Genomic DNA, 14,838 nt, shown 5'->3' with positions numbered 1-14,838 from the left:
CGTGAGCAGCCCCGACGCGAACATCCCCGCCGCCGACCGGGTCCGCTCGCCGTTCCTGGACCAGCTCGGCCTCGGCGTGCGGCTGGCCCTCACCAACGGACGGGACGGCTGGGGGCGGCTGCTGCTCACCGCCTGCGGCGTCGGCCTGGGGGTGGCGCTGCTGCTGTTCACCGCCTCCTTCCCCGGCATCGTCCAGCACCGCAACGAGCGCCTGTACGTGCAGAACGACACCTTCCGCGACGAGGACCTGCCCACGCCCGGCGACCGGACGGTCCTCATCGCCACCGCCGACACCACCTTCCGGGGCACCGCGATCCGCGGACGGGTCGTCCAGCCCGAGGGCCCGGACGCGGCGCTCCCGCCCGGAGTGGCCGCGTACCCGCCGCCGGGGCGGATGGTCGTCTCGCCCGCCCTGGCCGAGCTCCTGAAGGACCCGGCCAACCAGCTGCTGCGCGACCGCCTCCCCTACCCGGTGGTCGGCGGCATCGGCCCGGACGGCCTGCTCGGCCCCGGCCAGGCCGGCTACCTGCTCGGCAGCGACCGGCTCTCGCGGGACGCCGGAGCCTCCCGCATCACCTCGTACGGCCACTTCTCGCCGCCCAAGCCGATGGACCCCCGGCTGATCCTGCTCAACGCGGTCGGCCTGACCGTGATGCTGGCCCCGGTCGGCGTCTTCCTCGCCGCCGCCGCCCGCTTCGGCGGCGAACGGCGCGACCGCAGGCTCGCCGCGCTGCGCCTGGTCGGCGCGGACCGCCGGATGACCGCCCGGCTCGCCGCCGGGGAGTCCCTGGTCGGCGCGGTGCTGGGCCTGGTCGCGGGCGCGGCGCTGTTCCTGCTCGGCCGGCGGCTGACCGGCCACCTGCGGCTCGCGGGCTTCAGCTTCTACCCCGAGGACATCGCGCCGCACCCCGCCATCGCCGCCGCGATCGCCGTGGTCGTGCCGCTCCTCGGCATCGGCGTGAGCCTGCTCGCGATGCGCCGGGTCACCGTCGACCCGCTCGGCGTGGTCCGCCGCTCCGGCCCCGGCCGGCGCCGGATCGGATGGCGGCTGGCGCTGCCGCTGGCCGGCCTCGCCCTGACGGCGCTCGCGCTGGCACTGCCCACGCAGTACAACCCGTCCGGGATGGGGCGCACCGCCGTCTTCAACTCCGTTCAGGACACCCGTGGTTCGCTTCTGGTCGCGTTCGGCGTGCTGCTGATACTGGTGGGCGTCTGCACCCTGCTGCCCTGGCTGGTGGAGGCCGCCACCCGGCGCTCCGGCGGCGGCGTGTCCTGGCAACTCGCCATCCGAAGGCTCCAGTTGAGCTCGGGCCCCGCCTCGGCCGCGGTCAGCGGCGTGGTCGTCGCCGTCGCCGGGGCGATCGCCCTGCAGACGCTCTTCCTCGGTGTCAGCGCGAGCTACGAGGACCGCCCCGGCCCCCGCGCCGCGGTCGGGCCGTACCAGCAGTCGGTGTCCTTCCCCGGCGGCGGCCCGCAGGCCGACCGGCTCGCCGACTCGCTGGCGCGCTCTCCCGGGGTGCGGGCCACCGCCGCCTACACCGAGTTCGCCCTGGAGACCCCCACCGCCAAGCTCTGGGACCTGCCCGCCGTCCGGATCGCCGACTGCGCCGTGCTGCGCGGCTTCGCGACCCTGCCCGACTGCAAGGACGGTGACGCCTTCGCCGTCCAGGGCCGGACCACCCGACCGGACGCCGGCACGGACGTCGGCACGAGCGGCGGCACGAGCGCGGGCACGGACGTCGGCACGAACGCCGGCACGAACACCGGTCCGAACACCGGCGCGGACGCCGCCGCCACGGCCAAGCCCGGCACGACCGTCCACGCCGCCTTCTTCCGCGGTGACGGCGAGCCGCCGTCCTGGCCGCTGCCCGCCGTGACGGCCACCGTCGAGCCCGTCGAAGGCGCCGACCCCAACGGGCGGATCGGCTCCGGCCTGCTGCTCCTCACCCCGGGCGCCGTCCCGGCCGCCGCACTGCGCGGCCAGCCCGCGACCGTCCTGGTCGCGATGGCCCCCGGGCTGCCGGACCCGAAGGAGCAACTCGCGACCGACGTCATGGCGATCGACCCGCAGGGCCTCGCCGGGTCCCCGCTCGACCGCGCCGTCGACCCGACCTACCTCGCCGTCAAACGCCTGCTCACCGCCGGCTCCGCCGTCACCCTGCTGCTGGTCGCCCTCAGCCTGCTGGTCGGCCAGCTGGAGCGCTTCCGGGAGCAGCGCCGCATCCTCGGCGTGCTGAACGCCGTCGGCACCCGCCGCCGGATCCTGGGCCTGTCGGTGCTGTGGCAGACCCTCGTCCCGATGGCCCTGGGTATGCTGCTGGCCGCCGTCGGCGGCCTGCTGATGGGAGCCGTCCTCCAGTACACGGCGGGCCTGCCCTTCGCCCTCGACTGGGGCTCCATGCTGGCCATGTCCGCGATCGCCGCCAGCGCCGTCCTCCTCACGACCGCGCTCGGCCTGCCGCAGCTCCTGCGCCTGATGCGGCCGGCCGAACTGCGCTACGAGTAGCACCGGCCGCCGGGGGCCGTCCCGCCGAGCGACGGCGACGGCCCCCGGTGCCGGTGCCGGTGCCGGTCACAGGTCGTCGAGGGGTTCGTCCAGGACGCCCTCGCGGGCGATGATGTAGCCGAGGTGGCCGCGGCTGCGGCTGCCGAGGAGTTCGCTGGCCTTCTGGATGTGGCTGGAGACCGTACGGGTGCTCATGCCGAGGCGGGAGGCGATGGCCTCGTCGGTGTAGCCGTTGACCATCAGGCGCAGGACGTTCTGGCGGGTGCGGTCGGTGAGCAGCTGGGGGCGGTGGCGGCCCTCCAGGTAGGTGACCGGCTCGGCGCGTTCCCACATCAGCTCGTAGATCTTGAGCAGGTACTCGACCAGCGGCGGGAACTGGATGAGCATCGCGGCGGCCTCGCGGTCGGCCGCGGCCGGGACGAAGGCCGTGGAGCGGTCGCAGATGATCACCCGGTCGAACACCTCGTTCAGGGTGCGTATCCGGGCGCCCTGGGCCGTGACCTGCTCGATGTAGGCCAGCGTCGGGCCGTGCGAGCGCACGGTGTGCTGGTAGAGGGTGCGCTGGCGCACGCCGCGCCCGGCGAGGGCGAGGTCGCGCGGGAGGGCGTCCGCGAGGTGCTCGGGGCTGCGGCCGCCGCCGGGCTGGGCGGTGCGCAGCTCCTCGGTGCAGGCGGCGACGGCCTTCTCCAGCGCGGGGTTGATCTCCTCGCCCGTCAGGAGGCGGACCGGCAGCTGGGCCCGGCGCATGACGTCCTGGTAGGCGCGGTCGGCGGCGGTGAAGGCGGTGCGCAGTTCGGCGAGCCGCTCCTGGTGGCCCAGCACGGCGAGTTCGAGCGGCCGGGTCAGGCCGGTGGCCGCGATGTCGGGCGGGACGGGGGTCAGCCGCTCGCCGGAGCCGGGTACGGAGCGCAGCAGGCCCATCGCGAGCAGGCACTCGGGGGCGTCTCCGGTGGCGCAGCCCTCGGCCAGCGCCACCCGGTAGAACTCGATCCCCCGGTCACAGAGCTGCGGTGTCCCCATTCCCGCGCTGTTGTCCTGGGATAGGCACATCTGGGCATCCTTCCGGCTTCGGCATTGCGGTTTCACGAATGCCCGTACCGGCCACCGCAAGGCATCTGAAATGGCAGGATGGAAATCACCTGTCGTTCGGAAGCCGTCCCCCCGGGCTCTGACTGCCGTGAGTGTACGCCCAAGTGGCGCGGAAATCAGCGGTCGACGGCGAAGCCGAGCGCGCCCGGAGGCGGGGGAGCCGACCGCGGCAGTGGCGGACCCGAGCGCACCCGGCCGCGGTGACAGGCGGATGGCCGCCGTCTCGCGCCCGTCGCCCCGTCAGGGCGGCCGGGGCGGACGGCCGGCGGACGAACGGCCGACAGACGGAGGGCACCCCTTGTTGCGAGCTGATCCCGGCCCGGCGGTCCCGCCCGTGGACCTGGCCGAGCTGGTGGACCAGCGGCTGGTACGGCAGTTGGCGGAGGCCGCCGCCGAGCAGGTCGGCTCCGGCGCGATCCGGCTGCTGGGCGACGGCGGGCTGTTCCAGACGCTCGCCAAGCAGCTGATCGAGCACGCCCTGGAGCTCGAACTCCAGGAGCACCTGCGCGGGGCCGAACCCGGCGCCAACGTCCGCAACGGCGCCCGGGCCAGACGGCTGCTCACCGAGGTCGGCCCGGTCGAGGTGCGGGTGCCCCGGGACCGCCAGGGCAGCTTCACCCCCCGGGCCGTCCGCCCCCGGGCCCGCCGGCTGCCCGGCCTCGACCGGCTGGTCATCTCGCTCACCGCGCGCGGCCTCAGCTCCGGCGAGCTGGTGGCGCACCTGGCCGAGGTGTACGGCGTGGAGCTCAGCCGGGAGACCGTCTCCGCCATCACCGACCAGGTGCTCGACGAACTCGACGAGCGGCGCCGGTGCCCGCTCGACCCCGTCTACCCGGTGGTCTTCCTCGACGCGGTGCGCAGCGGCCGCTCGGGCGGCCCGCTGGTGCACCTGGCGCTCGGGATCTCCGCCGACGGCGGGCGCGAGGTCCTGGGCCTGTGGCCGGCCACGGACGGGGAGCACTGGCCGCAGGTGCTGGCCGAGCTCACCGAGCGCGGGGTGCGCGAGGTCTGGGTGCTGGTCGGCGACACCGGCGGGGGCCTGGCCGAGGCGGTGGCGGCGCGGTGGCCGCGCACCCTGGTGCACGGCTCGATGGCCCACCTGCTGCCCGCCGCGCTGCGGCACGCGCCCGGCGAGGACTGGGGTGCGCTCGCACGGACGCTGCGCGAGATCTGTGCCGCGCCCACCGAGCGGGCGGCGATGGCGCGGCTGTCCCGGGCCGAGCGGGAGTGGGGTCCGGGCCACCGCGAGGTGTTCCGGGTGTGGCGGTCGGCCTGGCCGCTGCTCGCCGCGGGCTTCCGCTTCGGCCCCGAGGCGCGGCGTCTGCTCGCGGGCGGGGGCGCGCTGGAGCGGCTGCACGCCCGGCTGCGCCGGATCGAGCAGGCCTCGGGCCGGGTGCAGGACGAGCGGGCCGCGCTCAAGCGCGCCTACCTGGCGACGATCGCCCTGGAGTCACCCGCCTCGGCGGGGCGGACGTGGACCGGTGACTGGCCCGCCGTCCGCGAGGAACTGCGCCGGGGCTCCCACTTCTGACGTTCCGTTAACCTTTGTCCTGACGCTCCGTAACCCCCGCGCCCGCGGCGGCTTCGGCGGCTTCCGGGGGCCGGGGCCGCCCTCGCCGCGGGGGCGCGGTTGACCGAAACCCTCGCCAGTGACCTGTTCCCACCACTGATCTGACAGTGCCAGGCACTCTTTGGATCAGATCTGTCTGTTTTTGACATGATCTGTTCGAGCTTCCGGTTCCCGCAATGCGTGTTCCCGATCATGGCCAGAGCTTCCACCCCCGTTTGAGCCTCGGCAGGATGAATTTCCGAGCGAAGAGGGCCGACCGCCCCCTCGGAAAAAGGAATTAACGATGAAGAATCTTGCCGTTCGCATTCACCATATGCTCGGGATTCTCGCCGTTCTGCTGGTCGCCGGACTGGGCGTCCAGAGCAGCGCCGACCCGTCCTCACCCCTGGCCGCCGCCACCCCCGTCTCGGCGCCCAACGCCGACTCCGGCTGGGGTCCGTGAGCCGCGCTCCGGCGTAATTCCCCCCTCCCCGAAATTTCTCCGAACAAAGAGGAAACCGACGATGGCGAACCCGTTCGAGGACCCCGACGCCAGCTACCTCGTCCTGGTGAACGACGAGGGCCAGCACTCGCTGTGGCCGGTCTTCAGCCCGGTGCCCGACGGCTGGCAGCAGGTCTTCGGCGCCGCCGGGCGGCAGGACTGCCTCGACTACGTCGAACAGCACTGGCAGGACCTGCGGCCGAAGAGCCTGCTCGCCCAGCAGTCCGGCCACTGACCGCGACAGCCCAGCGCTGAAGCCGCACCACCAGAACAGCCGGAACTGCCAGAACCGCGCCACCACGCCACCGCCAGAACCGCGCCACCACGCCACCGCACCGCCGCTCCATAGACCGCCCGGGCCGACCGCCCCGAAGGTCGCCGAGCAAGCCGTTCCCGCCACCGCGGGGGCCAGCCGTACGAGGGAGAGAGTCACATGTCCGGGGTCCAGCAGACGCACAGAGCCGACCGGCGGCCGACCCTGACCGCGCTGGTCGACGCCCAGACGTCCCGCACCCCGCAGGCCCCCGCCCTGTACGCCGAGGGCACCACCCTCACGTACGCCGAGCTGGACGCCCGCGCCAACCGGCTGGCCCGGGTGCTCGCGGCCCGCGGCCTGGGCACCGAGGACATCGTCGCGCTCGCCCTGCCGAAGTCCCCCGAGGCCGTCGCCGCGATCCTCGCCGTGGCCAAGACCGGCGCCGCCTGGCTGCCCGCCGACCCGGCCTACCCCGCCGAGCGGCTGCGCCACATGCTGACCGACTCCCGCGCCGCCCTGGTGCTCACCACCGCCGAGGCCGCCGCCCAGCTGCCCGAGACCGGCGCCCCCCGGCTGCTGCTCGACTCCCCCGGGCACCTCGCCGAGCTGGCCGCCCGGCCCGGCACCCCCTTCACGGCCGCCGAGCGGGTGCGGCCGCTGAGCGCCGGGAACACCGCGTACGTGATCTACACCTCCGGCTCCACCGGAGTGCCCAAGGGCGTGGCCGTCACCCACACCGGGCTGCCCAGCATGATCGACACGCAGGTCGCCGCCACCGGGGTCGGCCCCGGCAGCCGGGTGCTCCAGGCCGCCTCGCTCAGCTTCGACGTCTCCGTCTCCGACCTGGCCGTGGCGCTCTCCACCGGCGCCGCCCTGGTGCTCCCCCGCGAGCAGAGCCAGCTGGTCGGCGAGCCGCTGGCCGCGCTGATCGAGCAGTACGGCGTCACCCACGCCGACATCGCCACCGCGATGGCGGCCACCCTGCCGGACGTGCCGCTGCCCTCCCTGCGCACCCTGATCGGCGGCGGCGAGGCCATCCCGCGCGAACTGGCCGCCCGCTGCGGCCGCGACCGCCTGATGCTCAACAGCTACGGGCCGACCGAGACCACCGTCATCGTCACCATGAGCGAGCCGCTCACCGGCGAGGAGCAGCCCCCGATCGGCCACCCCTGCCAGGACGTGCGCATCCACGTACTGGACGAGCGGCTGCGCCCGGTCGAGCCGGGCACCGTGGGCGAGCTGTACGTCTCCGGCCCGCACCTGGCCCGGGGCTACCTCGGGCGCCCCGGCCTGACCGCCGAGCGCTTCGTCGCCTGCCCCTTCGGCGAGCCCGGCGACCGGATGTACCGCACCGGCGACCTCGGCAGCCACCGGCCGGACGGACAGCTGGACTTCGTCGGCCGGGCCGACGACCAGGTGAAGATCCGCGGCTTCCGGGTGGAGCTCGGCGAGGTCGAGCAGGCCCTCTCCGCCCACCCCGAGGTGCGCCAGGCCGTGGTGCTGGTCCGCGAGGACCGCCCGGGCGAGCGCCGCCTGGTCGGCTACACCGTCGGCGCCGCCGACCCGGCCGAGCTGCGCGCGTACTGCGCCGAGCGGCTGCCCGACCACATGGTGCCCACCGTCGTGGTGCTCGACCGGCTGCCGCTCACGCCCAACGGCAAGGTGGACAAGCGCGCCCTGCCCGCGCCGGTCTTCGCCGCCGCCGAGGAGGGCGGCCGGGCCCCCGCCGGGGAGCTGGAGCACGCCCTCGCCCGCCTCTTCGCCGAGGTGCTGGGCCTGCCCGCGGTGGGCGTCACGGACTCCTTCTTCGAGCTCGGCGGGGACTCCATCGTGGCCATCCGGCTCGTCTCCCGGGCCCGGCACGCCGGGCTGCAGCTCACCCCCCGCGAGGTGTTCCTCTCGCCGACCGTCGAGGCACTGGCCCGGATCGCCCGACCGCTGGAGGGGCCGGTCGTCGCCGAACCCGCCGGGGCCGGCCTCGGCGAGGTGCCGCCGACGCCCATCGTGCACTGGCTGGCCGCGCAGCACGGCGCCGTCGAGAGCTTCTACCAGTCCACCCTGCTCACCCTCCCCGCCGGGAGCGGGCCCGAGCACGTGGCCACGGCCCTCCAGGCGCTGCTCGACCACCACGACGTCTTCCGCGCCCGCACCTCCCCGCTCGCCGAGCGCCCCTGGACGCTGCACGTCCCCGCCCCCGGCGCCGTCCCCGCCGAGGCCGCGCTGCGGCACGTCGCGGGCCCGGCCACCGAGGAGGCGCTGCGCGCCGAGACCGAGGCCGCCCGCGAGCGCCTCTCGCCCGAGGACGGCCGGATGCTCCAGGCCGTCCGGTTCGAGGCCGGGCCGGGCCTGCCCCCGCAGCTCCTGCTCGTGATCCACCACCTGGCGGTGGACGGCGTCACCTGGCGCATCGTCGAGGAGGACCTGCTCGCCGCGCTCGCCGCCGTCCGCGAGGGCCGGGCCGTGGCGCTGGCGCCGGTGCCCACCTCCTTCCGCCGCTGGGCCCAGCGGCTCACCGCCGAGGCCGGGACCGACCGCCGGGCCGCCGAACTCCCGCTCTGGGAGGCCGCCCTGGCCACCCCGGACCCGCTGCTCGGCGCGCGCCCGCTCGACCCGGCCCGGGACACCTACGCCACCGAGGGCGTCCTGCGGCTCGTGCTGCCCGCCGAGACCACCCAGGCGCTGCTGACCCGGGTCACGGCCGCCTACCACGCGCAGGTCAACGACGTGCTGCTCACCGCGCTGGCGCTCGCCCTCGGCCACTGGCGCGGCGAGGCGACCACCGGTCCGGACGGCGCCGTACTGGTGACCGCGGAGGGCCACGGCCGCGAGGAGATCGTCGACGGTGTCGACCTGCACCGCACCGCCGGCTGGTTCACCTCCCTCTACCCCGTCCGGCTCGCCCCCGGGGCGCTGCCCTGGTCCGAGGTCACCGCGGCCGGCCCCGGGCTCGGCCGGGCCCTCGGCCGGGTCAAGGAGCAGCTGCGCGCCGTCCCGGACAACGGCATCGGCTACGGCCTGCTGCGCCACCTCAACCCGGCCACCGCCGCCGTGCTGGAGGGGTACGCCGACCCGCAGGTCGAGTTCAACTACCTGGGCCGCTTCGCGCCGGAGGGCGTCACCGCCGAGGACGTGCTCGCCGGCACCGAGGCGATGAGCGAGGGTGCCGCGACCGGCCTCGCGCTCGGCCGGGTGCTCGGCCTGGACGCCACCACCGTCGACACCCCGCAGGGCCCGCTGCTGGTCGCCCAGTGGTCCTACGCCACCGGGCTGCTCGCCGAGGAGCGCGTGGCCGCGCTCGCCGAGGCGTGGTTCACCGCGCTGCGCGCGCTCGCCGAGCACGCCGACCGGCCGGACGCGGGCGGACACACCCCCTCCGACTTCCCGCTCGTCACGCTCGGCCAGTCCGAGGTGGACCGGCTCGCCGAACACCACGCCCCCGCCCGCCTGGTGGACGTCTGGCCCACCTCGCCGCTCCAGCAGGGCATGGCCTTCCACGCGGCGTACGACGCCGACGGCGCCGACGTCTACACCTCCGTCTGCACCTTCGACCTCACCGGCCCGGTGGACGCCGACCGGCTGCGCGCCGCCGCCGAGGCGCTGTTGCTGCGCCACCCGAACCTCAAGGCGGGCTTCCACCAGCGCCCCGACGGCCCGCCCGTGCAGGCCGTGCCGGACGGCGTCGAACTGCCCTTCACCGTCCTCGACCTGACGGCGCACGCCGACCCGCGGGCCGAGGCCGCGCGGATCGCCGCCGCCGAGTACGGCCGCCGCTTCGACCTCGCCCGGCCGCCGCTGCTGCGCTACACCCTGCTCACCCTCGCCCCCGGGCGCCACCAGCTGATCGCCGCCGCGCACCACATCCTGCTCGACGGCTGGTCCACCCCGCTGTTCGCCGAGGAGCTGTGGGGCCTGTACTTCCAGCAGCCGATGCCCCCGGCCGCCCCCTACCGCGAGTACCTGCGCTGGCTCACCCGGCGCGACGGCGCCGCCGCCCGCGCCGCCTGGGCCCAGGCCCTGGCGGGCGCCGACGAGCCCACCCTGCTGGCCCCCGGCCGCTCGGCCGCCGCCCCGCAGCTGCCGCTGCGCCTGCACACCGGCCTCACCCCGGCGGCCACCGAGGCGCTGGCCCGCACCGCCCGCCGCTACGGCGTCACCCTCAACACCCTCGTCCAGGCCGCCTGGGGCGTGCTGCTGGCCCGGCTCACCGGGCGCGAGGACGTGCTCTTCGGCACCACCGTCTCCGGCCGGCCGCACGACCTGCCGGGCGTGGAGCGGATGGTGGGCCTGCTCATCAACACCGTGCCGGTGCGCGTCACCCTCGACCCGGCCGAGAGCTGGGGGCAGCTGCTGCTGCGCCTCCAGCACGAGCAGTCCGCGCTGCTGGACCACCAGCACCTCAGCCTCACCGAGATCCAGCAACTCGCCGGAATGGGAAGCCTGTTCGACACCGTCACGGTGTACGGCAACTACCCGGACCCGTCCGCCCTGGACGAGGCCGACCCGAGCGGCGCCACCCACGTCACCCTGGTCGAGGACGTCGACAGCGCGCACTACCCGCTGCTGCTGGCCCTCACCCCTGGCGACGGCCTCCAACTGCGCCTGGACCACCGGCCCGACGCCTTCACCCCCGCCGAGGCGCGCACCCTGCTGGACCGCTTCCTCGCCCTGCTCGACCGGATCGTCGCCGACCCGGCCGAACTCGTCGGCACCGTCCCGGTGTTGACCGAGGAAGAGCGCGAACGGCTGCTGACCGGCGGGACCGGCGCCACCGCGCCGCTGCCGGAGGCCGCGCTGCCCGAGCTGTTCGAGGCGCGGGCCGCCGCGGCGCCCGACGCGGTCGCGCTCACGGCCGGCGACGTCGAGCTGACCTACGCCGAACTCAACGCACGGGCCAACGGGTTGGCGGTGCGGCTGGTCGAGGCCGGGGTCCGCCCGGAGACCCCCGTCGCACTGCTGATGGAGCGCTCGGCCGCCCTGGTGGTGGCGATCCTGGCCGTGCTCAAGGCCGGCGGCGCCTTCGTGCCGCTGGACGGCGCGCAGCCGGCCGAGCGCCTGCGGGCCGTCCTCGCGGACTCCGGGGCCCGGCTGGCTCTGGCCGACACCGCCCACCGGGCGCACCCCGCGCTGGCCGGGCTGGACGTGCTCGACCCCTCGGACGTACTCGACCCCGAGGGTTACGAGACCGCCGGGAACCTCGGACTCCCCTTGAGCGCCGACCAGTTGGCGTACGTGATGCACACCTCCGGCTCGACCGGCGTGCCCAAGGGCATCGGCGTCACCCACCGGTCCGTGGTCGACCTCGCGCTCGGCGGGGCGTTCGCGGGCGGCGGCCACGAGCGCGTCCTGCTGCACTCCCCCGTCGCCTTCGACGCCTCCACCTACGAGCTCTGGGTGCCGCTGCTCTCGGGCGGCCGCGTGGTGGTCGCCCCGGCCGGGCGGCTCGGCGTCGCCGAGCTGGCGACCGCGATCGGCCGGGGGCGGGTCGGCGCCGCCTGGATGACGGTCGGGCTCTTCAACGTGCTGGCCGCCGAGGCCCCGGAGACCTTCGCCGGGCTGCGCGAGGTGTGGACGGGCGGGGACATCGTCTCGCCGGCCGCCATCCGGCGGGTGCTGGAGCACTGCCCCGGCCTGCGGGTGGTGAACGGCTACGGGCCGACGGAGACGACCACCTTCGCGACCCGCCACCCGATGGCCGCCGCCGCCGAGGTGCCGGCCGCCGTACCGATCGGGCGGCCACTGCCCAACACCCGGGTGTACGCGCTGGACGCCGGACTGCGCCCGGTCCCCGTCGGCGTCGCCGGTGAGCTGTACGTCGCGGGCGCCGGGCTGGCCCGGGGCTACGTCGGCCGCGCCGGCCTGACCGCCGAGCGCTTCGTGGCCTGCCCCTTCGGCGAGCCCGGCGGCCGGATGTACCGCACCGGCGACGTGGTGCGCTGGACCACCACGGGCGAACTGGAGTTCGTCGGCCGCGCCGACGACCAGGTCAAGCTGCGCGGCTTCCGGATCGAACTCGGCGAGGTGGAGGCCGCGTTCACCGCCCACCCGGCCGTCGGCCAGGCCGTCGCCATGGTCCGCCAGGACCAGCCGGGCGACAAGCGCCTGGTCGCCTACGTCACGGGCCCCGTCCGGCCCGACGAACTGCGCGCCTTCGCCACCGACCGCCTGCCCGGCTACATGGTGCCCGCCGCGATCGTCGCCCTCGACGCGCTGCCCGTCACCCCCAACGGCAAGGTCGACCGCCGCGCCCTGCCCGCCCCCGACTACAGCGGCGCCGCCGCCGGCCGGGCCCCGCGCACCGGCACCGAGCAGGCGCTCTGCACGCTCTTCGCCGAGGTCCTCGGACTGGCCTCGGTCGGCATCGACGACAGCTTCTTCGACCTGGGCGGCCACTCGCTGCTCGCCACCAAGCTGGTCAGCCGCGTCCGCACCGCCCTCGGCACGGAGCTGCCGATCCGCGCGCTCTTCGACCACCCGACGGTGGCCGCCCTGGCCGCCGCCCTGCCCGCCTCCGGCGCGGCCCGCCCGTCCCTGCGGCCCACCACCCGGCCGGAGCGCGTCCCGCTGTCCTCCGCGCAGCAACGCCTCTGGTTCATCGAGCAGTTCGAGGGCCCGAGCGCGCTCTACAACACCCCCGTCGCCCTCCGGCTGACCGGCACCCTCGATCGCACCGCGCTGGAAGGCGCGCTGCGGGACGTGGTGGCCCGGCACGAGGTGCTGCGCACCGTCTTCCCGACCACCGACGGCCAGCCGCACCAACTGATCGCCGAGGGCCCCGAGTCGATCCTGCGGGCCATACCCGTGGCCACCGAGGAGGCGCTCCGGGCCGCCCTGGCCGAGGCCGGCGGGGAGGTCTTCGACCTCGCCCACGACCTGCCCGTCCGCGCCACGCTGTTCTCCCTCCCGCACGACGAGCACGTCCTGCTCGTCCTGATGCACCACATCGCCACCGACGGCTGGTCCGTCGCCCCGCTCCTGCGCGACCTCGCCACCGCGTACCAGGCCCGGCTGGCCGGCGCCGCACCGCAGTGGGAGCCGCTGCCGGTGCAGTACGCCGACTACGCGCTCTGGCAGCACGAACTCCTCGGCACCCCGCAACAACCCACCACCCTGCTCACCGAACAACTCGCCCACTGGCAGCAGGCGTTGTCCGGCCTCCCGGAGGAGCTGGCGCTCCCCTACGACCGGCCACGCCCGACCGCGCCCAGCCACCGGGGCGGCTCCGCCGAGTTCGAGGTCGGCGCCGAACTGCACACCGCCCTGGCCGAGTTGGCCGGCACGCAGAACGCCAGCCTGTTCATGGCCCTGCAAGCCGCCGTCGCCACCCTCTACACCCGCCTCGGCGCGGGCACCGACCTCCCGATCGGCACCGTCGTCGCCGGACGCACCGACGAAGCCCTCGACGACCTGGTCGGCTTCTTCGTCAACACCCTGCTGCTGCGCACCGACACGTCCGGCGACCCCACCTTCCGCGAGTTGCTGGACCGCGTCCGCCGCACCGACCTCGACGCCTACGACCACCAGGACATCCCCTTCGAGCGCCTGGTCGAACACCTCAACCCCCCGCGCACCACCCGCCATCCCCTCTTCCAGTCGCTCGTCGCCCTGGAGAGCGGCCCGGCGGTGCCCGCCGCCTTCGGCGACCTGGCCTGCGCGGACCACCCCTTCGAGCTGGACGTGGCCAAGTTCGACCTGTCCTTCCGCTTCACCGAACAGGGCTCCCAGGCGGGCCTGTCGGTGGCGGTCGAGTACGCGGCCGACCTCTTCGACCACGCCACCACCACCGCCCTCGCCGAGCGGCTGCTGCGCGTCCTGCGTGCCGTCGCGGCCGACCCCGACATCCCGATCGGCAGCATCGAGATCCTCGACCCCGCCGAACGCGAGCACCTGCTCACCGGCTGGAACGGACCGACGACACCGGTGCCCGAGGCCACCCTGCCGCAGCTGTTCGAGGCCCAGGCCGCCGCCACCCCCGACGCCCCCGCCCTGATCACCGGCACCGAACAGCTCAGCTACGCCGAACTCGACTCCCGGGCGGAACACTTGGCCGCCCACCTCGCCGAGTCGGGCGTCGGCGCCGACAGCCCGGTGGTCCTCCTGATGGACCGCTCCGCCGACCTGGTGACGGCGATCCTGGCGGTGGCCAAGGCCGGCGGCACCTACGTCCCGCTGGACGACCGGCACCCGGCCGAGCGGCTGCGGCAGATCACCGCCGAGACGCGGGCGGCGCTCGTCCTGGTCGATCCCGCGCACCAGGGCCACCCGCTGGCCGCCGACGCCCCCTGCCCCGTCCTGCCGCTCACCGAGGGCTGGTTCGACGGCCCGCGCAGGCGGCGCACCCAGCCCGCCGGGCTCCACCCGGAGCAGCTCGCGTACGTGATGTTCACCTCCGGATCCACCGGGGTGCCCAAGGGCATCGCCATCACCCACCGGGACGTGGTGCAGCTCGCGACGGACCCGTGCTGGCACCACCCCGACGGACTGCGGGTGCTCTTCCACGCGCCGCACGCCTTCGACGCCTCGACCTACGAACTGTGGGCGCCGCTGCTCTCCGGCGGCCAGGTGGTCGTCGCACCGCAGGGCGACCTGGACGCCTCCGCCATCCGCGAGCTGGTCCGGGCGCACGGGCTCACCCACGTGCACGTCACCGCCGGGCTGTTCCGCGTCATCGCGGAGGAGGACCCGGGCATCTTCACCGGCGTGCGCGAGGTGCTGACCGGTGGGGACGTCGTCTCCGCCCCGGCCGTCCGCCGGGTGCTGGAGGCCGTCCCGGGCATCGCGGTGCGGGCACTGTACGGGCCGACCGAGACAACACTGTGCGCGACCCAGTTCCCGATGCCGACAGCCTCGGCGGTCCCGAACGTGGTGCCGATCGGCCGCCCGCTGGCCAACACCCGGACGTACGTCCTCGACACCGCACTACAGCCCGTACCCGCCGG

At 75.3% G+C, this 14,838-nt stretch carries 6 protein-coding genes; 5 read left to right on the top strand and 1 reads right to left on the bottom strand.

The genetic code is table 11. The features are described from left to right. Nucleotide 1: 1 nt before the first annotated feature. Nucleotides 2-2,506, top strand: coding sequence for an ABC transporter permease (locus AB0P03_RS22275; RefSeq protein WP_363630387.1), 2,505 nt, complete (start codon nucleotides 2-4; stop codon nucleotides 2,504-2,506). Between the two features lie 66 nt (nucleotides 2,507-2,572). Here the strand turns inward: AB0P03_RS22275 and AB0P03_RS22270 are convergent, their stop codons facing one another. Continuing rightward, a complete protein-coding gene (locus AB0P03_RS22270; protein WP_363630386.1) occupies nucleotides 2,573-3,556 on the bottom strand; it encodes a helix-turn-helix transcriptional regulator in 984 nt (327 codons plus the stop codon). Between the two features lie 337 nt (nucleotides 3,557-3,893). Here AB0P03_RS22270 and AB0P03_RS22265 point away from each other — a divergent pair, with 337 nt between their 5' ends. From AB0P03_RS22265 to AB0P03_RS22250, 4 genes are all read left to right on the top strand, one after another. Then, entirely contained in the window at nucleotides 3,894-5,126 is a 1,233-nt protein-coding gene (locus AB0P03_RS22265; RefSeq protein ID WP_363585180.1) for an IS256 family transposase, read from the top strand. Between the two features lie 352 nt (nucleotides 5,127-5,478). Beyond that, complete coding sequence (locus AB0P03_RS22260; protein WP_363623293.1) at nucleotides 5,479-5,607, top strand: hypothetical protein; 129 nt, start codon at nucleotides 5,479-5,481, stop codon at nucleotides 5,605-5,607. Between the two features lie 61 nt (nucleotides 5,608-5,668). After that, the gene (locus tag AB0P03_RS22255; RefSeq protein WP_363585184.1) at nucleotides 5,669-5,881 is read left to right on the top strand and encodes an MbtH family protein; all 213 of its coding nucleotides are present in this window, start codon (nucleotides 5,669-5,671) and stop codon (nucleotides 5,879-5,881) included. Nucleotides 5,882-6,079: 198 nt separating this feature from the next. Then, nucleotides 6,080-14,838, top strand: an 8,759-nt coding sequence (locus tag AB0P03_RS22250) for an amino acid adenylation domain-containing protein (protein ID WP_363630385.1), incomplete at its 3' end; no start/stop codon positions are given.

Source organism: Kitasatospora sp. NPDC088779, assembly GCF_040685395.1.
Lineage (GTDB): Bacteria > Actinomycetota > Actinomycetes > Streptomycetales > Streptomycetaceae > Kitasatospora.
This window is presented reverse-complemented; position numbering and strand designations above follow the sequence as displayed.

Bases quoted from the DNA above. Each gene is read 5' to 3' on its own strand.
- AB0P03_RS22270 (WP_363630386.1), bottom strand. From the start codon at position 3,556: ATGTGCCTATCCCAGGACAACAGCGCGGGAATGGGGACACCGCAGCTC.
- AB0P03_RS22260 (WP_363623293.1), top strand. From the start codon at position 5,479: ATGCTCGGGATTCTCGCCGTTCTGCTGGTCGCCGGACTGGGCGTCCAG.
- AB0P03_RS22255 (WP_363585184.1), top strand. From the start codon at position 5,669: ATGGCGAACCCGTTCGAGGACCCCGACGCCAGCTACCTCGTCCTGGTG.